We start from the raw sequence: 23,893 nt of genomic DNA, 5'->3' as shown, positions 1-23,893 counted from the left end.
AACAGTGTTTTGTTTACTGATTTGCTTTTTAATTTAGTAAAAACCTCTCCAGTAGGGTTTTCCCTACTAAGAGAGGTCTTTCTTGTTTAATTCTTAACTAGCACTGCTTTGCTATTCGGATATGTTGGAAATTGATTCATTGGAATCTCCCAATCTTGTTCCGGTACAGAAAATTGATATTTATTAACTAACTGATCAGAAAAGACGCGTAAAGTATGCAATGTAATCCACTCACCTGCACAACGATGCATAGCTTCAAATTTTCCGCCACCTTGCGCGATCATTTCATATTCCTCTTCATAGGAAATGTGTTTTTCCTTACCAAGGTAACGTGAGATTCGGAAAACCTCTGGTGTCTCAATTGTTCTCTCGTCATGATTTGTTCCGTAAAGATCCAGTACTACCCAGCTGTCTTTAGGAATCAAGTAACCGTCAATCTCAACGTCTTGCTTCGCAAAACCCGGAAGCATCGGGAAGAACGGGTAATAGCGTCGCATTTCCTGAATAAATGAATCCTGCAGTTTATTAAACTCCGCATGCAATCTTTGATAGATATCCGGTCTGCTGAAAAGAGCGTGCCCCATCAAGGCGATCCAAACAGTCAAAGCAACGGTTGGTCGAATCACATTCAACAATTCGACTGCAGCCACTTCAATCGGCAGAAGCTCTCCGTCATCATCTGCTGCCTTCGCAAAAGCGTACAGCGCGGTTTCCTCTTTTTCAGATGCCGGATTTATCCGAGCATTTTCAATCAGCGATTGCGCCCACTTTTCTGACTTCTTACGATTTTCTATTCCCTTAACATGTGTCGCAGGATTCGTAACGGCAGAACTAATCATTGAAATCTGATATTCTGCTAATCGATCAATCTCCTCCTGATTCATTTCTGTCAGATCAATACCAGCCCATTCGCAAATGGAGCGGAATAAAACATCCTTAGATAAATCAAACAGTTCAAACTCACCGTGCTGCTGATCCATTTTTTGTGTCAAATTTTTATCCAAAATTCGATGATAGTCGGCCATTCGTTTTGGCGTCATTAGCTCCATGAAAATGGATTTCCTATGCTCATGTGCTTTACCATCCAAGGTTTGTACACCGTCTTCTCCAAACAGTGTTTTTAAAACAATTTTGGGCATTGCCCCCGCTCTTTTGAAATTTTGCGGATTATAGAATTTCTTAGCTGCTTCTTTCCCATAAACGGCTATCACTTCTTTGTTCAACAGATGGGCTTTAACCACTGGTGCATCTGCTTCCTTGCGTAATTCTGACAACAGCAGATAGCCCTCTTCTAAACGTTCTGGTACATGGGTTAATTTGATTTTGATTTCTGGTACTTCTTTCATAGTGATCCCCTTCCTATTTCTATCTAAAATCATACTATCGTTTTTTTTAGATAAGAATCAAAGGAAGCGCTTGTGAATTTCAAACTAAGATAGACCTTACAGATTCATTTATTTTTTTAAGCATCCATTGGCCACATAACAATCGCTGTACATTCAGCGTTCTTAACAAAAAAAGGACAAAAGAAAAGAATAGATCAAACTGATCTATTCTTCTTCGTCCTCTTCTTCATCAAATTCATCGTCGTCATCGATCACACTTAAATCATCTTCGATTCCGCCTGGGACTACCTCTTCGTCATCTTCACTCGTATCCGCACCGATTTCTTGTAAATCAGAGTTGTATGCTGCGATTTCGTCGTCATCATCATCGTCGTCATCATCATCGATTTCATCATCATCGTCGTCAGCGAGCAGATCCGTATCTTCCGGATCATCGTCATTGTAGTCGATAGCATCTTCATCATCATTAATGAAGGCATTGACTTTCTTACGTTTCTTACGACGTGGTTTGTCTTCTTCTTCATCTTCTAAGCCATGGTTTACCTCTTCATCGATTGAATCGATTGCATACCATGAACGTAATCCCCAGCGATTATCGCCAAGAGAAATAAAACTTCCATCAATATTCAAATCGGTATAAAATTGTGCTAATGCATCACGAATCTCACTGTCTGATTTGCCAAGGTAGTTTTGGATTTGATTCACTAGATCCGAAAAATCCATTACATCTTTGCGTTCTTCCAGAATTGCGTGTGCCACTTCAATCATTGATAATTCATCTTTGTTCAAACCATCAAAAATACTAAGTTCCAAGTATGACACGTCCTTTCAAAGTCTACTCCTTATCATACAAAATCAAGCGCTAAAAAGCAAACCTTTCTTATACTTAAGTCGTAAATTCTAGCACCATATGATAGTCGCCAACTTTTTCCTCTTTCATATAAAGTGCGTAATCAATGGTGATCATTCCTGAAAACGGACGATCTTTCAAACTTACATGGAGGTTTTTAGCATACGTCGAGATCATAAAGATTCCAAATGGCGTTTTATAACTAGTCTCTAGTTTTTCACGATAAGCAAAACGCATCCGCATCCGTGCTTCACCGGAGCGAATTAGTTGGACCTGTGAATCAGGTGTCACCTTCACTGTGACTGGAACTTCTTGTCCATCTGGCTGGATTTCTTTGTAGCGAATGTACAGGGTATCTCCCATTTTGACGACTTGACCTGGGAGATCAAATACGAAGTCCTCTGTTTCATTGTTTTGAGTAACCTTCGTTTGAACGTTTATTTTTGCGGGAATGCCTTCATTTATATTCACAGAGCTTCCACTCCTTCCATTATTTATTTTTGACGGTTTTCTCTTTTTTGTCAACTACTTCTGCTTTTTTGAGACACTTAATTACTTGCTTTGACTATTTTTGTTTATAATAGGAAGAGAAAGCAAGGAACGAGAGGAAGATTAGATGAGAGAAGCATTGCTTTTTGACCAAGAGATGCTTGATGAAAGTGAATTATTTACCCCCTTCGCGTTGACTGATGTGTTGACAGAATTTAGCGGTGAGCAGCAGCAGCCGATCATTCATTTTTGGCAATTGCCGCAAACCCTGATACTGGGAATGAAGGACAGTCGTGTCACTTATTTTGCTGAGGCATTACAAGCTGTTCGAAAAGAAAACTATCATTTACTTTTGCGAAATGCAGGGGGTCTAGGAGTCGTAAGTGATTCTGGCATATTAAATGTTTCGTTGATTCTTCCCAAAGACACCCTTTCCACCTTATCAATCGATGATGGGTACGAAGCAATGGTAGACTGGTTAGCACAAACGAGCTGGGGAAAATTGGGGTTAGAAGTTGGAGAAGTCTCTGATTCCTATTGTCCAGGAAAATATGATCTCTCTGTTAACGGGAAAAAGATAGCTGGCATCGCCCAACGTCGCGTAAAAGACGGTGTAGCGATTATGATGTATCTTAGCGTCAATGGTGATCAAAATTTTCGAGGGGAACTTGTTCGTACCTACTATCAAAAGGGCTTGAAGGAACAGTTTGGCGTAGATTATCCCCCCGTTAATCCTGCTAGCATGACAACCTTGAATGATATCACTTCACATGACGTATCAATCAATGCAGTAAAAAAAGAGCTTTTGCAAACGATGCCTCATAATGACCAAACAGAGTTTCTAGCAAACTTCTATCAATTAGAAGAATACCAACGCCGCATTAAAAACATCCAGCAGCGTAATTTAATCATTCAGGAGGTTTTCCATGACTTATAAATATCAAATGCTTCCGCTGGAAAAAGTTTTCCGTGATCCGGTTCATAACTATATTCACGTACAGCATCAAGTTATTTTGGATTTAATTAATTCAAAAGAAGTTCAGCGTCTGCGGCGCATCAAACAGCTCGGAACTACTTCGTATACCTTTCACGGAGCAGAGCACAGCCGTTTTTCTCATTCTCTTGGTGTCTATGATATTACACGTCGAATCTGTGATATTTTCCAGCGAAATTATTCCAAGGAAAAATATGGGAAAGATGGTTGGGATGACGCTCATCGCCTAGTGGCTTTATGCGCAGCATTGCTGCATGATGTTGGCCATGGTCCCTATTCTCACACATTTGAACATATCTTTCATACGGATCATGAGGCTCTCACGGTAGCAATTATCACCTCACCTGAAACAGAAGTATTCCAAATTCTAAATAATGTCGAAGCGGGATTCCCTGAAAAAGTAGCCAGCGTAATTACTAAAACCTATGAAAATCCGCAAGTCGTTCAGATGATCTCTAGTCAGATTGATGCTGATCGAATGGATTATTTGTTGCGAGATGCCTACTACACTGGGACTGAATACGGTACTTTTGATTTAACACGGATTTTACGAGTGATCCGTCCCTATGAAGGCGGGATCGCCTTTTCTATGAATGGCATGCACGCTGTAGAGGACTATATCGTCAGTCGCTATCAAATGTATGTTCAAGTCTATTTCCATCCAGTTTCTCGAGCGATGGAAGTACTGCTCGAACATCTACTGGATCGTGCGCATGAATTGTATCAGGAAGATGCGGAAATTTTCACGTTCCATTCGCAATTTTTGATTCCATTTTTAAAACAGGATTTTTCACTAGAGAATTATTTAAAACTGGATGATGGTGTATTAAATACCTATTTTGCTCAATGGATGGACGAGCAAGACTTGATCTTAAGTGATTTAGCTTATCGTTTTTTAAATCGCAAACCATTAAAATCAATCACGGTTGATTCCAGCGAAAATCCATTGCTTCTCGAAATGAAAACCTTAGTAGAAAAAGCGGGCTTCAATCCTCGTTACTATACAGCTATCAACTCAAGCTATGATCTGCCTTATGACCTTTACCATCCTGAAAAAGGAAGCCATCGGACACAGATTGAGCTGATGCAAAAAGATGGAACCTTGATTGAACTGTCAAAAGCCAGTCAATTGGTTTCCGCACTAACAGGTCAAGGACAAGGAGATGTTCGTTTTTATTATCCAAAAGAAATGACCCAGCAGGACAGCAAAAATTCAGACCTGTTTGATGACTATTATCAAGCCTTTTCTAAACATATCCGTAATGGGGCACTAGAGGAATAAAGAAGAACAGCTGAGTAAATCCAAAATCCCAACAACAAAGAAGCCAAACGACCTTATGCTATCACTGATGATAACAGAAAAGTCGTTCGGCTTTTATTCTGATTAATTGCTCAAGAGTCTTTTGGCTAGTCCCTTTTATTCAACCATTCCTCTACAGCCCATTTATGACTGCCGCGCTTCAGTAAATTGATTGCTGCTTGCGGCGATTCCCAGAGACTGTGATTTCCTTCTTCCAATGGTTCAGAAACCTTCTCCCAGCTTTTGGCAGAATAAAAATAGCCTGGGTTATAAAAAAAGGTGGCCCGATGACGTGAATAAAAATATTCATCCGCCTGCCCTAAGTAATCCGATAGAACAATTTCAAAGCCTAGTTCTTCGAGCATTTCTCGCTCAATAGCCTCTTCCTTCGTTTCATTTCCTTCAATTTCTCCTCCAGGTAAAAAGAATGCACCATTAGGAGCTTGTATGAGTGCGATTTTCTCATCCTCATTCATTAAAATCGCATAAGCTGCATAACGCGCTTGATAATTTTTTTCGGCTTCCTTTACGCCAAATACTGGGATCATTCGTGGCCTCCTGCAAAATGTATTTACCAATTAGTTTACATTAAAAAAAACTCATAAACAACCGCTGAGCATAAAAGCTTGTCATTTCATTTTTTATGTTATCATAAATGTATGAATAATTAGGAGGTTACTTATTTATGAAAATGGCACATACTTGCGTTCGGGTAAAAGATTTGGACGCATCAGTAAAATTTTATCAAGAAGCATTCGGTTTTGAAGAGTCTCGTCGTCGCGATTTTCCTGATTCAAAATTCACTTTGGTTTATTTGACTTTCCCAGGAGATGATTATGAATTAGAATTGACGTACAATTATGATCATGCCGCTTATGACTTAGGAGATGGCTATGGCCATATCGCAGTTCGCTCAGAAGATATTGAGAAGCTTCACAGTGAACACAAGGAAAAAGGATTCAATGTAACAGATATGAAGGGCTTGCCAGGTACAGATCCTTCTTACTATTTCATCACAGACCCTGATGGCTATAAAATCGAAGTTATTCGTTAAAAAATACCGCTCTTTAGATTTCGTTCTAAAGAGCGGTTTTCTTATCCAATCATGACACTTTCTTCCGGCAGCTTATAGTGTCCGCTATTAGATTTCATTAGGCGCATCGTTAATGAGAAGCCGACCGTTAAAATGCCGACCCTGCCAATATACATTAAGCCGATAATCAAAAGTTTCCCGGCAAGGGTCAAGCTAGGCGTCAGGCCCATCGTTAAACCAACAGTTCCGAAAGCGGAGAAGGTCTCAAATAAAAGATACTCTATCCCACGAAATCTTGGCAATGTTTCAGTAACCGACATAAGCATTGTCACAAATATGCATGAGGTTAACGTGATAAAAAACAAGGTAAGTGCGCGAGAAACTACTGACGGTCGAATCGTCCGTCGAAAAACCTCTGCGTTTTCTCTTCCCTTTAGCATAGAGATTGTCTGAACTAGCAGAACACCAAATGTTGTCGTTTTTAGTCCGCCAGCTGTCGATCCCGGTGTACCTCCGATAAACATTAAGACGATTGTAAATAAGATACCTGCTTGGCTGACATTCCCATAATCAACAGAGAAATATCCTGCTGTTCTAGCAGTTACCGACATAAAAAGCATATTCGCAAAACGATCAATTGAAGAGGAATCTCCAACGATGTTGCGTCCACCGCTTTCTGATATATAAAACACCAATGTCCCAATAACTAATAAACTGATTGAAACAGTTAAGGCCAGCTTACTATGTAAACTGAGCTTCTTTGTTTTGCGAAAATTCATCAGATCCTGCCAAACAATAAACCCCAAGCCGCCGGCAATGATTAATCCAGAAATCACAAATAATACGTAGGCATTATCTTGAAAGCCAACTAAACTATCTCCGAATAAATCAAAACCAGCATTACAAAAAGCGGAAATAGAATGAAAAATCGCATACCAAAGTCCCTTGGCAATTCCATACGTCGGTACAAAGTCAATTGCCAATAAGATAGCTCCTAATAATTGGAAGCCAAAGGCAAACCGAAAAATGTAAAACATCAGCCGCATAACACCCGACAAGCTATCTAAATTTAAGGACTCTTGCAAGATGATTCGTGTTAAAAGTCCCACCCTTTTCTTCATAAATGCAAAGAAGATGAATGGCATCATCATAAACCCTAAGCCGCCAACCTCTATTAGACCAAGTATTACTAATTGACCGCCAGTATTCCAGTGCTCATTCGTCGTTAATGTGGTCAGGCCTGTCACACAAGTAGCAGAAGTTGCCGTAAATAACGCATCAATAAAAGATGTTCCCTCACCAGAGTTTGTAAAGATCGGCAGCGTCAGCAACAAGCTGCCAATCAAGATAACTCCGCCAAAACCTAATGCAATAAATTGAATAGGATAGAGTTTTAATCGCCGGTGTTTTTCTTTATCCATAATTTCCTACCTTCAAAAAAAGGCACTACTTTCTCAAGTAGTACCCATATTTTTAACTTTAATCATGCGTGTGACTTCAGCACGTTCATTTTCTTCCAGCTTCATTTTAATGAAGTAGATCGTTTCTTCCAGCTGAGGAATCGTCATGTATTCTAAAGCGTTCACTCGTCGTCGTGTTTTTTCGATTTCTTTCGCCATCAATTGACACGTTTTTTCGATTTCTGTTAGTTCCAACAGTTTAGGCAGCACTTCTGTAAACTTCTGAATGCTCTGATCTAAATCATCATTGGAATTTAAGAAGCCATATTCTAACGGACCATCTGATAATTCCGATTCATGTTGAAAATTCATAATCGGAACTTTGACACTCATCACATCTTTTTCAATGACATCAAGAGATACTCGTTCTTTAGGAACAGCTAATAATTCCTCGATGTACTTATCATTCAGCAATGCATCGGCAATCGAAAAATTCTTCATCGCTTGTTGCAGCTCGTCCTCAACCTCTGCTCGCATGATATTGTTCTTTTTGACCAACAATATAAAGCGGCGCATCAGTTCGTCCTGCTTATCCTTTAAAAGCTTATGACCGCGACTCGCAGTTGTCAGCTGTTTTTTTAACCGTGTGAGTTCCATCCGAGTTGGATTGACATTTAGTTTCACCATAGGATCAAACTCCCTCTGTTAAATATTCGTCCAACATATCATCTTTAATCCGTTTTAACTCGGTACGAGGCAGCATAGCTAACAGCTCCCAGCCAAGATTCAAGGTTTCTTCAATGGAACGATTTTCATAAAACCCTTGATTGACATATTCCTCTTCAAATCGTTCAGCAAATTTTGCGTAGATTTTATCAACGTCAGAAAGCGCAGAATCCCCCAAAACGACAGCCAGCTCTTTGGCTTGTTTTCCTTGAGCATACGCAGCGAAAAGCTGATTCATAGTTGGTGCATGATCCTTACGTGTTTTCCCTTCACCGGTTCCCTTATCCTTCAGTCGAGAAAGCGATGGTAAAACATCAATGGGTGGTTGAATACCATTTTTATCCAATTCTCTAGACAAAATAATTTGACCCTCTGTAATGTAGCCAGTTAAATCGGGAATTGGATGCGTCTTATCATCTTCAGGCATTGTAAGGATCGGAATTTGTGTTACCGAACCCTTCAATCCTCGAATACGACCGGCACGTTCATATAATGTAGCCAAGTTTGTATAAAGATACCCTGGATAACCACGTCGGCCTGGGACTTCTCTACGGGCAGCTGATATTTCCCGCAAAGCTTCACAATAGTTGGTCATATCCGTCATAATAACCAAGACATGCATTCCTTTTTCATATGCCAAATACTCTGCCGCAGTCAATGCCATCCGCGGTGTCGCAATCCGCTCAATTGCTGGGTCATTTGCAAGGTTCATGAAGACAACTGAGCGGTCAATCGCACCTGTCTGACGAAAATCTTCCATGAAGAACTCTGCTTCTTCAAAAGTGATCCCAATCCCAGCAAATACAACCGCAAAATCGTCTTCCTTGTTCAATACTGTCGCTTGACGTGCGATTTGTGCTGCCAGTTCTTTATGCGGTAAGCCAAATCCCGAGAATACTGGTAATTTTTGACCACGCACCAATGTGTTCAAGTGGTCAATCGCTGAAATACCCGTTTGGATAAATTCATCGGGGTAATCGCGAGAAACAGGATTGATTACCTCACCATTGATATCGACATTCTTTTCAGCCAAGATTTCTGGTCCGCCATCTTTTGGTCGACCCAATCCATCAAAAACACGTCCAACCATGTCTTCTGAAACACCCAATTCTAATGGATGTCCCAAAAAGCGAGCCGTTGATTCCTTCAAGTTAATGCCGCTAGTTCCTTCGAAAATTTGAACAAGCGCCTTATCTTCATGGATTTCCAACACCTGTCCTCGACGTAGTTCACCATTGTTCAATCGAATTTCAAGCAGTTCTTCATATTTGATACCTTCAACTTTGTCAATCGCCATCAAAGGTCCGACCACTTCATTAATGGTACGATATTCTTTAATCATTGGTCATTCCCCCTTTAGCAACAATCGCTTGAATTTCAGCCACAATATCTAAATTGATTTGATCTAATTTTGTTAACTCATCTTCAGAAATATATTTGCTTCGCGCGATACGGTCTCTCAATGTCACTGTTCCGTCCATGATTTCTTTTAGATAAGTCCCCAATTCTAAAGCACGTTGGCCTTCTTTGTTGAAGGTCAAGATATTATCGATCATTTTAAATTGTTTTTCTCGTGATGTAAACGTATCAACATCATCAAACGCATTTTGCTGCAAATAATCTTCTCGCAATGACTTCGCTACTTCAAGAGTTAAACGATCCCTTTCTGATAGAGAGTCAATCCCAACTAAACGAACAATCTCATTTAGTTCAGATTCCTTTTGCAGCATTTTCATGCCTTCTGCTACCATTTGAGACCAATTTGCTTGAAGGTCGTTATCCAAATACTTGCCAACTTCTGAAGAGTATAATGAATAACTTTGCAGCCAGTCAATCGATGGAAAATGCCGTTGTTGCGCCAATGTAGCACTTAGTCCCCAGAACACTTTTACAACCCGCAAGGTATTTTGTGTTACTGGTTCAGAAGTATCACCACCTGAAGGCGATACTGCACTGATGGCTGTAATCGAGCCTTCACGACCGTCACTGCCTAAAGCAATGACACGCCCAGATCGTTCATAATATTCCGCCAAACGGCTTCCTAAGTATGCAGGATAACCTTCGTCACCAGGCATCTCTTCTAAACGTCCACTCATCTCCCGCAAGGCTTCCGCCCAACGTGAAGTAGAATCTGCCATAATTGCAATATTGTACCCCATATCACGAAAATACTCAGCAATGGTGATTCCTGTGTAGATCGACGCTTCACGTGCCGCAACCGGCATATTCGAAGTATTCGCAATTAGAATCGTCCGCTCCATCAATGACTCCCCTGTCTTAGGATCGATCAACTCAGGAAATTCGTTCAATACGTCGGTCATTTCATTTCCACGTTCACCACAGCCTACGTAAACTACAAGGTCCACATCCGCCCATTTAGCAATCTGATGCTGAACAACCGTTTTTCCAGCACCAAACGGTCCCGGCACTGCAGCTGCTCCGCCTTTTACCACTGGGAAAAAGGTGTCAATTACTCGTTGGCCCGTAATCATAGGTGCTTCTGGATTTAATTTTTCTGACACAGGTCGTCCACGACGTACTGGCCATTTTTGTAACATAGAAAATTCTCGCGGTCCATTTTCTGTCTCAATCACATAAACAACGTCATCGATCGTAAACTCACCTGATGAGATTTTTTTCAGTGTTCCCTTGACCCCATTAGGTACCATAATTTTGTGTGTAATGATTTTCGTCTCTTTAACTGTTCCGACGATATCCCCCGCTGATACAGTAGCCCCTTCAGCCATTGTTGCTTCAAACAACCATTTCTTTGTGTGGTCTAAAGCTGGGATTTGAATCCCTCGACTCAAAAAATTACTTTCAGTCTGCTCTTTAAATGTATCTAACGGACGTTGGATACCGTCAAACATTTGAGAAACAATCCCCGGTCCTAATTCAACCGAAAGAGCTTCCCCTGTTGTTCTAACTGGTTCGCCTGGTCCAATTCCAGCAGTTTCTTCATATACTTGAATGGAAGCTACATCGCCACGCATTTCAATGATTTCGCCGATAACTCCAAGGTCACCCACGTAACAAATATCTTGAATTGCCGCTTGCTCCATGTCTTCTGCCAGTACTAATGGTCCAGAAACTTTTATTATTCTACCTTCTTGCAAGTCACTAGCTCCTTTTATAAAATATTCTGTCCTACCGCTCGTTCAACCTGTCCTTGAATCATAGACTGGCCGATTCCTAAAGTTCCCTCATGATTTGGGATCAATACAATCGCCGGAATCATCTTCTCTTCATAACGTTTGATTGTATCAGGGACAAGTTGGGCAAATTCTTCGGTAATATAAATAATGCCATAATCGTTTTTAGCCATCTCTTCGATTTGCTGACGAATCATTTGCTTATCTTTTGTAGTTCGGGTATCAAAATCAAAGAGTTTGAAAGGCAAGACAGAATCCTTATCACCAATTGCACCAATTTTATGTGACATATGTCTCACGCATCCTTTCTCTAATTTGATCCTCCGTTAATCCGATTCGTTTACCTGTGATGATCAAGCGAAGATTTTTATTTTCAATCGACTTCGCATTTAACAACGCTAATACTGGTAGCGGACCAAAGGCTTGTGTTTGCGCCGTTTCGTAAAAACTCGTCAAATAATTATCGCAAAGTCTTTCTAACTGACTTAAATCGATGGTATTATCCTTAATAATCGGTTCGATTACTTCACTATAGGCGGTAGTTTTCAAATAACTCGTCAACATTTCCATATCAACTTCAACACAATCCAGTAATTCCTCTTTTGGTATACTTCCGTGACTCGATAAAGCAGTCGACATAAAGTTCCGACTTCTTTTTTGTTTAATCCCGCGTGCTACCATTAAGATGTTGGTGAAATCAATGAAGCTGATCACTTCTTTCGTCAACTCCGGCTCATTTATGCTATCTGCGATTTTGCGCTGACAATATAAATATTTACGATCCAAAATAATATCGATTCCTTGCAAACTGTTCGACTCTTCAAAGTGCTCCCTAACCTCTTGGATGCTTTCCAGCAAAATATCTGGTAATCCGCTAGCTTGACCCGTTCGGATAGCAGTTTTAATCTGTTCTAAAGAATAAAAACCATCATAAATATAAAGGTCATCAAAATCCTGATTTAACAAATCCGCTTTGATCAAGGCTTTCAGGTTGTGGAAGGTAAATCGCATTGTATATATCCAAATAACATTCGGATCAGGTATGATCTTTACTAATTCTGCCAGCAGATTATTTTGCGCCGTTCCCAGGGCTGCTTCAAAGCTTTCATAAAAATTATCTGACAAATATTCACCGTATATCGTTCCTCTAAAAAGAGCCTCGATTTCTGTCATATCCTCAGCTTTTATCATTCGCGCCATCAATTCAGGAGCCAACAGCTCCAATTCCTTCAAACGAACCAGCGGATTCAATTCATGATACGTAGATTGTTTCATTCAATGCCTCCTAATTCGTAGTCTTTTAAGACCATGGTTATTCAAAAAGCGTTTCGGCTGTTTGATAACTTTCTCGCTGTTGAATTTCTCTAACTAAACTTTGATAAAGAAAGTTATATTGTACGCCCTCTTTATCTAAAATGAATCCAGCTTGACCAATGACCGGCTCCCCACCAATTGTTAATTGATACGTAAGCTTTTGGCTTTGCTCGACTAGCCATTCTTCTGTAAAAATTGCTTGCGACTTCTCACCAGGAATAAAAACTAATTCACCTTGTAATGGCATTTTTCCTAAGGCATCGTGAGCAAATTTCCGCTGCTCTTCTGGTGCCCAATTCTCCATTTGAGTGACTGCTTCAGCAAATACACGTTCTAAAATAGCTTGTTTTTGATTTAAAATCATTTGTTTTTGAGCAACCTGCTGCCGATTCGTAGCCTGCTTGTAATTGTTCTCTAGATTTTGTACATTTTTCTCCAAGCGTTTTTGATGTTCAGCTTCGATCTCTGTCAGCTCCGCCTGAAACTCTTGATCGATCCGTGCAGTCTCTTTTTCCTTCAATTGACGCTGCTCCAGATCTGCTTGCTGATTCAACTGCTCGACTATTTTTTCGATTGCTTCCATTAAAAAAACTCCTTACACTTGTCCGACTAACAAGAATGAGATAACGAATCCTAAGATCGCATATGTTTCAACCATGGCAGCGTAAATGATTCCTTTTGTTGAATGCTCAGGTTTTTTCGCCAAAATTTGGATACCTGCCGCTGCAACTTTCCCTTGGGCAATCCCAGAGAACAAACCAGTGAAAGCGATTGGTAATGATGCCCCAAAATACCCTAATCCTTGAACCACAGTTAAATCACTAGATAGATTTGTAAAAATCAAGAAAGCAATAACGAATCCATACAATCCTTGTGTTCCCGGTAATAGCTGTAGGATTAATGCCTGACCAAACTTCTCCGGTTGGCTGGTCGTTAATGCCGCTGCTGCCTCACCCGTCATACCAACACCTTTGGATGAACCGATACCTGAAAAAATTGTTGCTGTCGCCATTCCTAAAATCGCGAAAATAATACCACCACTGTTGTTAATCAAATACTCCATCATTGTCTAAAATTCCTCCAATTATTTTTCTTGTTCTATATTTACATATTTTTCTTCTGACTTTAATGGACGGAATGCACGTCCTCCGCCTTCGTAAAATTTTCCGAAAAATTCTACATATTGTAGACGAGCCCCATGGACATAAGCAGATAATAAAGACAAAAAGATATTTAATCCATGTAGAGCTAACATCAATAAAATTCCAACACTAAATCGTGCAATCGGCGGCATATATCCGACTAGCATATTAAATGCTGCCGCGATGCTTCCTCCAGATATTCCTAAGGCCATCAACCGAGTGTAGCTTACCAAATCACCAATATAACTAGTGATTCCATATAAATTATAGGCCCCTTTAGCTAACCCTTTAATCTTAGATTTCGATTGCAGCATCGGGGTGATAATGATCAGCAAAGCACTTAATCCTGCTAGTCCAACACCTATCATAAATAGCGGCTGGCTGTTCAGCAGCATTTTTCCTGCTCCTCCAATAATCGCCCCAATCATAATCCCTTGCCAAGCAAATCCGTCTGAAACAGCACCTAAATAGTTCTTGGCTTTGATATTTTCTCGTGCTGCTAAACCTAAACCGATAAAAATTTGAATGACACCAAAAATAATCGATAAGACTAAAATACTAATGACGTCCTCACTGGTTGAGAGAATGGGTGTATATCCAAGTGAAAAACCGAAGAATGAATTATAAATCAATCCCCACATAATAGTCGGTACAGCTAAGATTTGGAAAAAGCGCATAAATCGTTCCATTCCTCGTGGCAAGATCGTTCTCAAAGCAACGGTTGTCCCTATTAGCATCAACGCACCATACCCTGCGTCCGCAACCATCATCCCGAAGAAAACAAAGTAAAAAGGCATAAACCACGGTGTTGGATCAACTTCATGGTATTTAGGCAGGCTATACATCTCCGTCAGCATCTCAAACGGTTTTACCAACGTATGGTTCTTTAGCTTAGTTGGTATCTCTTCCGTAATTTCGACACTCGTCGGCTCTTCAATTTCTAGGTAAAGATTTTCACTACCTATTAAATTGCCTACAAAATCTTCAAATGTTTTGAAGTTCTCCGTTTCGATCCACCCCTGCAGCAGGAATAATTTATCATCTTTAATAAAACGATCGTGGATCAACCAGCGATTTTTTCGTGCTAATAGAACCTCTTCTGCTGTTTCCAAGTTTTCAATCACGCTTTTTTTCTGTCCGATTAACCGAGCGAGACGTTTATTTTCTTCCACTAATTCAATGATTTCACGCTGGATCGCGGTCAATTCAGTCTTAGGCAGTCGTGAATAATTATAGGTAAATGCGGTTATACTAAACTGGCGAGCTAGTTCTTGTACCTCTGCTTGTTCAGCTCGCAAGTACAATAGGACAAAATTAACGATATGATCATCACTGTAAATGACTTCACTATGAATCTGTTTCTCTTTTAATTGCTGATCAAATAATTCCCAAATACTCGCATCTGCAGTTCCTAAAAAGCATTTTGTTGAATGCAATGAATAATCTTTTGGCAGAAAATCTAATGATTGCCATTTTTGCAGGAGACTTTCTTGCTCATGTAGATTTTCTTGTTTCGATCGAACCTCAGAAAAAAGAGATTCTAACTCCTGGATGCTCTCCAATTCCGATAGCAGCACACTCTCATCAAATGTTTCTTCCAATTTTCGTAAAGTCGCTTGCTGACGTTTAAGGTGGATTCCTTTTTCACGACTGCTGCCGTGATGTTCCACAAATCGTATGGCATGTGTTATTTGTTCTAATTGATGATCGATTTTTGTCAGTGTATCTTGACTAGCCAGAGGTTCAACTTCGTAAAAATATTTTTCTACCCAATCATTGCTAACTGTTTGTTCAAATAAATCTCGAATTTCCACCCCTTGGAATCCCTGAACCGCAGATAGAATTTGTTCACTATACCCCTGCTGGGCAATCAAGGTCAGCTTACTCATTTTACTGACTGCCATATTCTGAGATCACCCTTTCAATAATTTTTTGAATCGTTTGCTCTTTCTTTTCTTGATATTTTTTTTCCATCATTTTAATCGCATCTTCCGCATGGCTGTTCAAATCTTTTTCTTCAGCTGCCAATTCTTCAGACAATACTTGTTCTCTTTCCGATAAAACAGTAGAAAAATCCATTCTCAATTCTTCGCGCTTCTTTTGCAGCTGTTGTTTTTTATTCGTCTCATAAGCTGCTAATTCTGCTACTAGCTTTTCTTTTTTTCTTTCATTTTGCTCCTCAGCAGACTTTATTTTTTCTAAAGCTTCTAACACACAAACCCTCCTTTTAGATACAAAAAAAGAGCGCACCACTCTCAAGGTTGCTCTTCTCACCCCTTGAAGAACACGATCCTTGAAGCTTACGCCCAACCATTTTGTATTTATTCAATGAACATAGTATATCAAAAAAAGGATTGCACGTAACTATTTTTCGCTAAAAAGTTAAAAATTTAATACGTTCGACTTTAAATCTGTACTTTATTTAATAGTTGGTTTTTACAAAGTGGAAATGAGAAAAAATTAATAACCGAATTACTTGCTTTTTGAGTTTTGACTATGGTATCAAATAGTAGAAGGAGTTGTCGTTTATGAAAAAAAATATTATTGGAATAGCCGCAAATCAACACTACCAAAATAATCAAGATTTTTTTGATCAGCAGTTTACTTACAGTCCTCAAGGATTCATCGATGGTGTGCATAAAGCGGGGGGCCTACCTATTTTATTGCCAATCAGCAATCCTGAGCTAGCTAGTAATTATATCGAATCAATCGATAAACTCTTATTAGCTGGAGGACAAGACGTAACTCCTATCCTTTACAATGAGGAGCCTCATCCAAAGTTAGGTCCTACCAGTATTGAACGAGATTCTTTTGAGATTGCTCTAATCAAAGAAGCCATCAAACAAAACAAACCTATTTTCACTGTTTGTCGAGGGACACAACTATTAAATGTGGCCTTAGGTGGAACCTTGTATCAAGATTTATCTCAATACCCTGAATGGGAAGTGAAACACGATATGTTTCCAACCGTACCTGATTTTGGTCTACACTCCATCACAGTTAAGCCTGAATCAGCTTTAGCTCCACTTTTTGGTGAACGAGCACAAGTCAACTCCTATCACCATCAGGCCATCAAGGATTTATCTGCAAGTCTCATACCTATTGCTTGGTCACTTGATGGTATCATTGAAGCGGTTGAAAGTCGTGAAAAGAACACGAAAATCCTTGGTGTACAGTGGCACCCTGAACTCACCCATAAGAAAGATTCTAAAGAACAAAGCTTATTCGATTATTTCGTTCAAGATTTTGAGTAAATCATAATGATTTACTCTTTTTTTATTGTTTATTCGTCACTTAATGCTTAATCATCATACTGCGAAATATCATTTCCCTTCAAAAATTTTAGTATTATTCACTAAATACTACTTTAGTACCATTTCATTATTGCCAACTTATGGGAGAATCAATCCATAGCTTTTAGCTAAGAGGAGGAAAATAATGAATGCAATTGAAGTAACGGATGTGAAAAAAGTTTACGGCTCTGGCCAATCAGCTTTTGAAGCATTGAAAGGGATTAATTTTGCGATAAAAAAAGGGGAATCTGTCGCAATTATTGGAAAAAGCGGATCGGGCAAGTCAACCTTGATGCATATATTGGCACTGCTAGATCGTCCGAGTTCTGGGAAAATATCTTTACTTAATCAAGATACAAAACAAATAAAAAATAGTGCGTTGAATAAAATGAGAAACGAAACGTTTGGTTTTGTGTTCCAACAATTTTTTATAAATCCCAAGGATACTGTTTTATCCAATGTATTGCTGCCATTAAAAATCGCTGGTATTAAAAATCGACAAAGAAAGCAAATGGCGATGGAGGCTTTAGAAGCGGTTGAATTGAGCGATAAGGCCAACAATAAAGCCAATGATTTATCTGGTGGTCAAAAGCAGCGTGTCTGTATTGCTCGTGCGATTGTAAATCAGCCAGAAGTCATTTTCGCCGATGAGCCGACAGGTAATTTGGATTCAGCAACTGGAGAAAAAATCGAAAAGCTGCTTTTTGATTTAAATCAGAAAAAAGGCATCACATTGATTATTGTTACCCATGATCCGGAATTAGCGGATCGGTGCGATCGTCAAATCCACATTAAAGATGGTCTAATATTGGAGGGTGCCTAAGATGAAATTATTTGACATTATTAAATCAGCGAGCTCAAACCTATGGAGAAACAAAGGACGAACAGTGTTAACCGTAATCGCAATTTTTATTGGAGCATTCACGATTTCATTAACGACTGGAGTCAACAATGGCGTTAACGATTATATTGATCGGCAAATCAACGGCGTTGGCGGTGAGGACCAACTGATGGTTTTTCCTAAATCACAAATGGGTCCCGCCGATAACGAACCGCAAGAATACGATCCAGATAAAGCTTCTGGAGCAGATGCTGATTACTTAACAGCAAAAGATCTTGACAAAATCAAAGAAACAAAAGGAATCAAGAAAGTTGAGCCTTTCCACTTTTTATCAACGGATTATGTCCAACGAAATACTGGTAAAAAATATCTCCTATCGGCTGTAACTGTTAGTGATATTACAATTGATTTAGAAGCAGGCCGTGAGGCTAGTGCTTCTGGAGATAGCTATGAAATAAACTTGGCTCCGGAATATATGAAGTCATTAGGATTCAAATCAGCTAAATCGGCACTTAATCAGAAAATTAAAATTGCTGTCAGCAGTCAAGCTACTGGCGAGCGTGAAATTTTAGAAGTGACCATCGTCGGCGTTCGTAATGTCAGCCTGATCCAACAAGGTCAATCAATTATGAGTAAAGCTTTGTCTGATAAAATTATCAGTGTCAACGAAAACGGCATGCCAGAAAATATGAAAAATAAATACGGCACCCTTTTTGCTACAATGAATAAGAATCTATCTGAGAAGCAAATCAATCAACTTAAAAAACGTTTAGAAAAAAAAGGCTTTAGTGCCATGACAGTTGAAGATGAAATCGGAATGATTCGTCAAGTTATTAATGCGATCACTGGTGTCTTAACCTTATTTGGCGCTATCGCATTATTGGCCGCAAGCTTTGGGATCATTAATACACTGTATATGTCCGTTCAAGATCGAACACGAGAAATTGGTTTGATGAAAGCGATGGGAATGGGACGCTTCAAAGTATTTTTAACTTTCAGTATTGAAGCTTTGCTGATTGGGTTCTGGGGTGGTGTTACAGGAATTGCAGGGGCTGTTATAGCCGGCCATTTCCTAAATGATTTTGCTACAACGTCATTTCTAGACGGTTTAACTGGCCTTACTCTATTACAGTTCTCATGGCCGAGCATGGTAATAATTTTATTGATCATTATGCTGATCGCATTTTTAGCTGGAACTTTCCCAGCCAATCGGGCTGCACGGTTAGATCCAATCAATGCTTTACGTTACGAATAAAAGAAAAAGAGCTGTAGCAAAGGATTACAAATTTGCTACAGCTCTTTGTTAATTCTTATAACCTAGTCATCATCAAAAGAGGCATCCGCCAAAGGCACAGATGAAAACTCTTCTATCTCACCTGCAGATAAACGAGCAAAGTAAGATTTTGTTTCTTTAAACACAACTGGACTTAATAGAATCAGAGCAATAATATTTGGAAATGCCATTAACCCATTGAAAATATCAGCAATTGTCCATACTGCTGACACTGTCAAATATGGGCCAATAAATACAGCAAAGATATACACCCAGCGAAAAACTGAGGAGAACTTAGTATTTCCGCCCGTTAAATAACTCAAACAGCGCTCAGAATAATAATTCCAGCCCAAAATAGTTGTAAATGCAAAGAATGCCAAACATATCATCAATAGAAGTGAAGCAAGCGTTTGAGAGATAGGTAATGCTTCACTAAAAGCAAAGATAGTTACAGCAGATCCTTCCAGCCCAGTATCCCATGCCCCAGTCAAAATGATTGCCATTCCGGTCATATTACAGACAACTAAAGTATCGATAAACGTACCCGTCATAGAAACAAGTCCCTGTCGTACAGGTTCTTTTGATTGTGCGGCTGCGGCTGCAATCGGTGCACTTCCTAATCCTGATTCATTAGAAAAAATGCCCCGTGCAATTCCTTTTTGCATAGCTATCATCATAGCGCCTATCGCACCGCCAGAAACCGCACGTAAACCAAATGCACTCTGAACAATTTCTACGATGACCCCTGGCAATTTAGCAATGTTCACTACAATCATGAATAGACATAATCCAACATAAATCACAATCATCAACGGAACAATAATTTCCGATACTCTTGCTATTCGTTGAACACCACCAATTAGCACAATAGCAACAAGAACCGTAACAACAATTCCGGAAATAATCACTGCCCACGAATACTCATTTCCAAAGAGGGAAATCGTGTTGACTTTTTTAGGATCAAAAAAAGTTTCTGCCGCAGAAGTAATCCCGTTGATCTGTGCGATTGTACCAATTCCGATTACACCAGCAATTGCACCAAAGAAGGCAAACATTTTCGCTAACCATTTCCATTTTTTTCCGAGCCCATTTTCAATGTAATAAAAGGGCCCTCCCAAAGCTTTGCCATGATCATCAAACGTTCGATATTTTACAGCTAATAACCCTTCCGCATACTTCGTTGCCATTCCTAACAGCCCAGCGAGCTCTAACCAAAATAATGCTCCTGGTCCACCTGCAACAATGGCCGTGGCAACGCCAACAATATTACCTGTACCAATCGTAGCTGATAAAGCTGTACATAGCGCTTGGAAACTTGTGACATCTCCTTGACCACCCTCTTCGTTTTTCACCATATACTTCAGGGCTAACGGTAAACGGCGAATTTGGATCATCCGACAACCAACAGTTAAAATAATACCAATTCCTAAAATCAATAAGATCATCGGGGCTCCCCAAATCAAAGAATTAATTTTTGATAAAATATCACCCATCAAATCCCTCCCTTTTTCTTGCCATTTTATCATAAAATTAATTCACAAACTCTTTTTCATTTAAAAAAATTTTTTTATACTTTTGACAAATACAAAATTTTCCTTTTTCAAACTTACAAAATTAATAAAAGAAGCATGAAGCAGATACGAAAAAGTATCTACTTCATGCTCATGATTTATACCATATAATTGATCATTCATTAAAAATCGAAATGATCCGGATCTGCTCCCAAGCGTTCATTGATATTCAATCCATCAATCTGCTTAAGCTCTTCATCAGTCAATTCAAAATCAAATACGTCAACATTTTCCTTGATCCGTTCCTCATGAACAGATTTTGGAATCACTATGATGTCGTTTTGCAAATGCCAACGAATAATTACCTGTGCTGCTGATTTATTGTGCTTTTTCCCAATCTCAATAAGTGTAGGATGTTGTAAAATCTTTCCTTGTCCTAACGGTGACCAAGCTTCGACAGCAATATTTTCTTTGGCCAAGTATTCACGTAACTCAACCTGTGTCAAAGTAGGATGTAATTCTATTTGATTAAGCATTGGTTTGATTTTCGCTGTCGTCATCAGTTCTTCGATGTGATGTTGATGGAAATTCGATACACCGATCGCTTTCGCACGACCACTTTCATAGATTTCTTCCATTGCCCGCCAAGAGTCATTAAACTTTCCTGCTACTGGCCAGTGAATCAAATATAGATCTACATAATCTAATCCTAAACGGTTTAAACTATCATTGAATGCTTCATGAGCAGACTCGTATCCCTGATCTGCATTCCAAAGCTTAGTGGTAATAAATAAATCTTCGCGCTTAACTCCAGATTGACGAATTCCTTCGCCTACACCTTTTTCATTTTTGTATATTGCTGCAGTATCGATTAACTGATAGCCTTCTTTGATCGCCCATTTAACAGAAGCCGTTGCATCATTTTCTTCCACTCGCCAAACACCTAAACCTAACCGAGGCATTTCGATACCATTTGCTAATTGTTTCATTTTGTCCATCAAATCTCCTCCTTATAGTTTGTGTTACAACTCTATTGTGAGAGACTTTGATGTTGCGGTCAACTGATTTGTCTATTTCCTTTTACGATCATTTCTCATGATAGAGATCGATTGTTTTAAGGCGCTCAGAGTCCCGCCTTCGCTATATACTAATACGTTGGATTTATACAGTTGTGCCGAGAAAAGTGTTAAGACAATTGTGAACAATACCAATATCCCTAGTGACACAAAGGCGCTGGACATTGCTGCCGTTCCCGATGCTAATCGCAATGGCATGCTATAGGAAGATAAGAATGGAATATATGAAGTCACTTTGATGATGACATTAGTCGGATCAGAGGTTCCTAAAATCAGTCCTAACATGTAGCCGATCATCGAAAGATACATCACAGGTTGAATCGCTTTTGCCGTGTCTTCTGGTTTACTTACGAGAGAACCACATAATGCTGAAAGCACTGCATATAAAAATAGTCCAACTAACATAAACGCAACAATTGTTATTGCCCCAGTGCCTAAAATTGATTTGATAGACACATTATTGATAATATCCTTCACCATAGCCATATCTTTAAATTGACGATAACCAAAAACTAAAGCGACACCATAAATCAATAATTGCGTTAATGCAACTAACAAAACCCCTAATAACTTGCCATAATAGTGGGTCTTAGCTTTCATACTGGAAAGCAGTACTTCCATAATTCGCGTACCTTTTTCTGAAGCGATCTCTTGGGCAATGATTGATGAGTAGCTGATAATGAACACGAACATAATAATCGTTGTCAAAAAGCTTAAGACGAATTGAGTGCCAGAATCACCGCCATCACTTTGCATCTTTCCATTCTCAAAAGTTACTTTTGTTGATTCAAATTTTGCAGGCTCCATGACCTTTTGAACTTCAGCAGTAGTTAAGTTCAATTGACTGGCTCTAGCACTTGCTTGCATTGAACTTAAGATTTGCTGCAATTGCGTTTCGGTTGACGTTCCTAAAGAAGCTTTGCTGTATAATTTCCCCGATACTTGATCCTTACTCATCTTCAGATCAAGATAAGCATCGATCTTTTTGTCCTCTAATTGCTTTTGAGCTTTTTTATTACTCGTAACTACTTTAAAGCTATAATCCTTATTCTTTGTTTTAGCCAGCTGTTCTGCTACCGCCGGTTGATCACTGACGATTCCAATTTTATTAATATCATTTGCATCACCAAAGAAGTGTTGTGATAAGTAGAAAATTCCCATAAGCAAGAATGGTGCCAGGATCATTATTAAAAATGCCGTCGACTTCACATTTTTCTTATATACGTCTTTGATAATAATTCCCATTTTACTCACTTGCAGCACCTGCTTTCCATTTAAAGATTTCTTCTAGCGTCGGAGGTTGTTGATTAAACATCGGAATATACCCATCTTTTGTCGCTTGAGCAAAAATCGCTTGTCCTGCATCTGGATTATCTAACGTGATGTCAAAGCTTCCGTCTTCTTTTTGAATCACCGAATGTACACCAGCAAAAGCTTCTACTTCTTCTTTTGTTAAGTGCGATTCTAAATACAACTTACTGCGACCGAACGATTCTCGAATTTCATGAACCTTACCATTTAGAACGGTTTCACCATTTCGCAACATGATCAAGTGATCACAGATCTTTTCAACATTATCCATATTATGGCTAGAGAAAATGACACAGGACCCCTTTTCTTTCAATTCAATAATGCCGTTTTTTAATAATTCAGCATTAACCGGATCCAAGCCGCTGAAAGGTTCGTCTAAAATAACTAATTTAGGCTCATGAATCAAAGTGGAAATCAACTGGACTTTCTGTTGGTTTCCCTTCGATAAGGATTTTACTTTGTCTGTTTTTTTCCCTTTAACTTGAAACTTTTCCATCCATTCATCAATTTTTGGTGCAATTTCTTGCTTGTTTTTCCCTCTTAATGAAGCAAAGAACAACAATTGATTTTCAATAGTTACCTTTGGATACAAGCCGCGCTCCTCTGGTAAATAACCGATTGTATTATAATCCTTTCCAGATAATGGGTGACCATTCCATGAAACAGTACCAGAATCTTTTGATAAAAAATCTAAAATCAAACGAAAAGTCGTCGTTTTTCCTGCACCATTTTGACCAATCAATCCTAAAATTTTTCCGTCTTCAATCGTAAAATTCATCTCATTCAATGCTTTATACGATCCAAAACTTTTACTCAAATTTTTAACCTGTAACATTTTCTCA

The 23,893-nt window shown here is 39.2% G+C and carries 24 protein-coding genes and 1 other annotated feature; of the genes, 6 read left to right on the top strand and 18 right to left on the bottom strand.

What is annotated here, in order from left to right; translation table 11 throughout:
• Nucleotides 1-86: 86 nt before the first annotated feature.
• From JZO85_RS01495 to JZO85_RS01485, 3 genes are all read right to left on the bottom strand, one after another.
• Nucleotides 87-1,346, bottom strand: a complete 1,260-nt coding sequence (locus tag JZO85_RS01495) for a cytochrome P450 (protein ID WP_207106731.1) — start codon at nt 1,344-1,346, stop codon at nt 87-89.
• 204 nt (nt 1,347-1,550) lie between these two features.
• A complete protein-coding gene (rpoE, locus tag JZO85_RS01490; protein ID WP_207106730.1) occupies nt 1,551-2,159 on the bottom strand; it encodes a DNA-directed RNA polymerase subunit delta in 609 nt (202 codons plus the stop codon).
• A gap of 73 nt (nt 2,160-2,232) precedes the next feature.
• On the bottom strand, nt 2,233-2,667 hold the full coding sequence (locus tag JZO85_RS01485) for a DUF1934 family protein (RefSeq protein WP_207106729.1): 435 nt from the start codon (nt 2,665-2,667) through the stop codon (nt 2,233-2,235).
• A gap of 145 nt (nt 2,668-2,812) precedes the next feature.
• On the opposite strand from JZO85_RS01485, the gene JZO85_RS01480 reads away from it, so the two are divergent.
• A complete protein-coding gene (locus tag JZO85_RS01480) occupies nt 2,813-3,622 on the top strand; it encodes a lipoate--protein ligase family protein (RefSeq protein WP_207106728.1) in 810 nt (269 codons plus the stop codon).
• Entirely contained in the window at nt 3,612-4,961 is a 1,350-nt protein-coding gene (locus JZO85_RS01475) for an HD domain-containing protein (RefSeq protein WP_207106727.1), read from the top strand. Before JZO85_RS01480 ends, JZO85_RS01475 begins: the two co-directional genes overlap by 11 nt.
• A 125-nt stretch (nt 4,962-5,086) precedes the next feature.
• Here JZO85_RS01475 and JZO85_RS01470 read toward each other — a convergent pair whose 3' ends face one another.
• Nucleotides 5,087-5,527, bottom strand: coding sequence for an NUDIX hydrolase (locus JZO85_RS01470; RefSeq protein ID WP_207106726.1), 441 nt, complete (start codon nt 5,525-5,527; stop codon nt 5,087-5,089).
• Nucleotides 5,528-5,664: 137 nt separating this feature from the next.
• Between JZO85_RS01470 and gloA the strand changes: the two genes are divergently transcribed.
• Nucleotides 5,665-6,033 (top strand): lactoylglutathione lyase, encoded by a 369-nt coding sequence (gene gloA / locus JZO85_RS01465; protein ID WP_207106725.1) that lies wholly within the window; start codon nt 5,665-5,667, stop codon nt 6,031-6,033.
• Between the two features lie 41 nt (nt 6,034-6,074).
• Here the strand turns inward: gloA and JZO85_RS01460 are convergent, their stop codons facing one another.
• From JZO85_RS01460 to JZO85_RS01415, 10 genes are read right to left on the bottom strand one after another with little or no spacing between them, the layout of a single operon-like run.
• Complete coding sequence (locus JZO85_RS01460; protein WP_207106756.1) at nt 6,075-7,436, bottom strand: TrkH family potassium uptake protein; 1,362 nt, start codon at nt 7,434-7,436, stop codon at nt 6,075-6,077.
• A 30-nt stretch (nt 7,437-7,466) separates the two neighbouring features.
• Nucleotides 7,467-8,099 (bottom strand): V-type ATP synthase subunit D, encoded by a 633-nt coding sequence (locus JZO85_RS01455; protein ID WP_207106724.1) that lies wholly within the window; start codon nt 8,097-8,099, stop codon nt 7,467-7,469.
• A gap of 4 nt (nt 8,100-8,103) precedes the next feature.
• Nucleotides 8,104-9,480, bottom strand: coding sequence for a V-type ATP synthase subunit B (locus JZO85_RS01450; protein ID WP_207106723.1), 1,377 nt, complete (start codon nt 9,478-9,480; stop codon nt 8,104-8,106).
• On the bottom strand, nt 9,473-11,254 hold the full coding sequence (locus JZO85_RS01445; RefSeq protein WP_207106722.1) for a V-type ATP synthase subunit A: 1,782 nt from the start codon (nt 11,252-11,254) through the stop codon (nt 9,473-9,475). Before JZO85_RS01445 ends, JZO85_RS01450 begins: the two co-directional genes overlap by 8 nt.
• 14 nt (nt 11,255-11,268) lie before the next feature.
• Nucleotides 11,269-11,580, bottom strand: coding sequence for a V-type ATP synthase subunit F (locus JZO85_RS01440; RefSeq protein WP_207106721.1), 312 nt, complete (start codon nt 11,578-11,580; stop codon nt 11,269-11,271).
• Nucleotides 11,570-12,565 carry a V-type ATPase subunit gene (locus JZO85_RS01435; protein ID WP_207106720.1) on the bottom strand — a complete coding sequence of 332 codons (996 nt, stop codon included), beginning with the start codon at nt 12,563-12,565 and terminating at the stop codon, nt 11,570-11,572. The genes JZO85_RS01440 and JZO85_RS01435 overlap by 11 nt, the downstream gene beginning before the upstream one ends.
• 37 nt (nt 12,566-12,602) lie before the next feature.
• Nucleotides 12,603-13,187 carry a V-type ATP synthase subunit E family protein gene (locus JZO85_RS01430; protein ID WP_207106719.1) on the bottom strand — a complete coding sequence of 195 codons (585 nt, stop codon included), beginning with the start codon at nt 13,185-13,187 and terminating at the stop codon, nt 12,603-12,605.
• A gap of 12 nt (nt 13,188-13,199) precedes the next feature.
• Nucleotides 13,200-13,670 (bottom strand): V-type ATP synthase subunit K, encoded by a 471-nt coding sequence (locus JZO85_RS01425; protein WP_207106718.1) that lies wholly within the window; start codon nt 13,668-13,670, stop codon nt 13,200-13,202.
• Nucleotides 13,671-13,688: 18 nt separating this feature from the next.
• Nucleotides 13,689-15,650, bottom strand: a complete 1,962-nt coding sequence (locus tag JZO85_RS01420; protein ID WP_207106717.1) for a V-type ATP synthase subunit I — start codon at nt 15,648-15,650, stop codon at nt 13,689-13,691.
• Nucleotides 15,637-15,960: a hypothetical protein gene (locus tag JZO85_RS01415; protein WP_207106716.1), complete on the bottom strand. Its 324-nt coding sequence runs from the start codon at nt 15,958-15,960 to the stop codon at nt 15,637-15,639. The genes JZO85_RS01420 and JZO85_RS01415 overlap by 14 nt, the downstream gene beginning before the upstream one ends.
• A gap of 50 nt (nt 15,961-16,010) precedes the next feature.
• Nucleotides 16,011-16,058, bottom strand: a sequence feature (sodium ion sensor (DUF1646 type); this cis-regulatory element may regulate processes involved in with the transportation of sodium ions).
• Between the two features lie 216 nt (nt 16,059-16,274).
• Here JZO85_RS01415 and JZO85_RS01410 point away from each other — a divergent pair.
• The 3 genes from JZO85_RS01410 (at nt 16,275) to JZO85_RS01400 (ending at nt 19,135) form a co-directional block, all read left to right on the top strand.
• Nucleotides 16,275-17,000: a gamma-glutamyl-gamma-aminobutyrate hydrolase family protein gene (locus JZO85_RS01410; protein ID WP_207106715.1), complete on the top strand. Its 726-nt coding sequence runs from the start codon at nt 16,275-16,277 to the stop codon at nt 16,998-17,000.
• A 184-nt stretch (nt 17,001-17,184) separates the two neighbouring features.
• Nucleotides 17,185-17,862, top strand: a complete 678-nt coding sequence (locus JZO85_RS01405; RefSeq protein ID WP_207106714.1) for an ABC transporter ATP-binding protein — start codon at nt 17,185-17,187, stop codon at nt 17,860-17,862.
• A gap of 1 nt (nt 17,863) precedes the next feature.
• Nucleotides 17,864-19,135 carry an ABC transporter permease gene (locus tag JZO85_RS01400; protein ID WP_207106713.1) on the top strand — a complete coding sequence of 424 codons (1,272 nt, stop codon included), beginning with the start codon at nt 17,864-17,866 and terminating at the stop codon, nt 19,133-19,135.
• A gap of 62 nt (nt 19,136-19,197) precedes the next feature.
• Here JZO85_RS01400 and JZO85_RS01395 read toward each other — a convergent pair whose 3' ends face one another.
• The 4 genes from JZO85_RS01395 to JZO85_RS01380 form a co-directional block, all read right to left on the bottom strand.
• Complete coding sequence (locus JZO85_RS01395) at nt 19,198-20,646, bottom strand: alanine/glycine:cation symporter family protein (protein WP_207106712.1); 1,449 nt, start codon at nt 20,644-20,646, stop codon at nt 19,198-19,200.
• A 200-nt stretch (nt 20,647-20,846) separates the two neighbouring features.
• Entirely contained in the window at nt 20,847-21,662 is an 816-nt protein-coding gene (locus JZO85_RS01390) for an aldo/keto reductase (protein WP_207106711.1), read from the bottom strand.
• 72 nt (nt 21,663-21,734) lie between these two features.
• Entirely contained in the window at nt 21,735-22,994 is a 1,260-nt protein-coding gene (locus tag JZO85_RS01385; protein ID WP_207106710.1) for an ABC transporter permease, read from the bottom strand.
• Nucleotides 22,987-23,886: an ABC transporter ATP-binding protein gene (locus tag JZO85_RS01380; protein ID WP_207106709.1), complete on the bottom strand. Its 900-nt coding sequence runs from the start codon at nt 23,884-23,886 to the stop codon at nt 22,987-22,989. The genes JZO85_RS01385 and JZO85_RS01380 overlap by 8 nt, the downstream gene beginning before the upstream one ends.
• Nucleotides 23,887-23,893: the final 7 nt, after the last annotated feature.

The organism is Candidatus Enterococcus murrayae (genome assembly GCF_017315985.1).
Lineage (GTDB): Bacteria > Bacillota > Bacilli > Lactobacillales > Enterococcaceae > Enterococcus_A > Enterococcus_A murrayae.
This window is presented reverse-complemented; position numbering and strand designations above follow the sequence as displayed.

Coding starts and splice junctions, on each gene's coding strand:
- JZO85_RS01390 (WP_207106711.1), bottom strand. CDS start 21,662: ATGGACAAAATGAAACAATTAGCAAATGGTATCGAAATGCCTCGGTTA.
- gloA (WP_207106725.1), top strand. CDS start 5,665: ATGAAAATGGCACATACTTGCGTTCGGGTAAAAGATTTGGACGCATCA.
- JZO85_RS01420 (WP_207106717.1), bottom strand. CDS start 15,650: ATGGCAGTCAGTAAAATGAGTAAGCTGACCTTGATTGCCCAGCAGGGG.
- JZO85_RS01380 (WP_207106709.1), bottom strand. CDS start 23,886: ATGTTACAGGTTAAAAATTTGAGTAAAAGTTTTGGATCGTATAAAGCA.
- JZO85_RS01470 (WP_207106726.1), bottom strand. CDS start 5,527: ATGATCCCAGTATTTGGCGTAAAGGAAGCCGAAAAAAATTATCAAGCG.
- JZO85_RS01495 (WP_207106731.1), bottom strand. CDS start 1,346: ATGAAAGAAGTACCAGAAATCAAAATCAAATTAACCCATGTACCAGAA.
- JZO85_RS01455 (WP_207106724.1), bottom strand. CDS start 8,099: ATGGTGAAACTAAATGTCAATCCAACTCGGATGGAACTCACACGGTTA.
- JZO85_RS01480 (WP_207106728.1), top strand. CDS start 2,813: ATGAGAGAAGCATTGCTTTTTGACCAAGAGATGCTTGATGAAAGTGAA.
- JZO85_RS01475 (WP_207106727.1), top strand. CDS start 3,612: ATGACTTATAAATATCAAATGCTTCCGCTGGAAAAAGTTTTCCGTGAT.
- JZO85_RS01435 (WP_207106720.1), bottom strand. CDS start 12,565: ATGAAACAATCTACGTATCATGAATTGAATCCGCTGGTTCGTTTGAAG.
- JZO85_RS01395 (WP_207106712.1), bottom strand. CDS start 20,646: ATGGGTGATATTTTATCAAAAATTAATTCTTTGATTTGGGGAGCCCCG.
- JZO85_RS01405 (WP_207106714.1), top strand. CDS start 17,185: ATGAATGCAATTGAAGTAACGGATGTGAAAAAAGTTTACGGCTCTGGC.
- JZO85_RS01410 (WP_207106715.1), top strand. CDS start 16,275: ATGAAAAAAAATATTATTGGAATAGCCGCAAATCAACACTACCAAAAT.
- JZO85_RS01425 (WP_207106718.1), bottom strand. CDS start 13,670: ATGATGGAGTATTTGATTAACAACAGTGGTGGTATTATTTTCGCGATT.
- JZO85_RS01440 (WP_207106721.1), bottom strand. CDS start 11,580: ATGTCACATAAAATTGGTGCAATTGGTGATAAGGATTCTGTCTTGCCT.
- JZO85_RS01430 (WP_207106719.1), bottom strand. CDS start 13,187: ATGGAAGCAATCGAAAAAATAGTCGAGCAGTTGAATCAGCAAGCAGAT.
- JZO85_RS01450 (WP_207106723.1), bottom strand. CDS start 9,480: ATGATTAAAGAATATCGTACCATTAATGAAGTGGTCGGACCTTTGATG.
- JZO85_RS01400 (WP_207106713.1), top strand. CDS start 17,864: ATGAAATTATTTGACATTATTAAATCAGCGAGCTCAAACCTATGGAGA.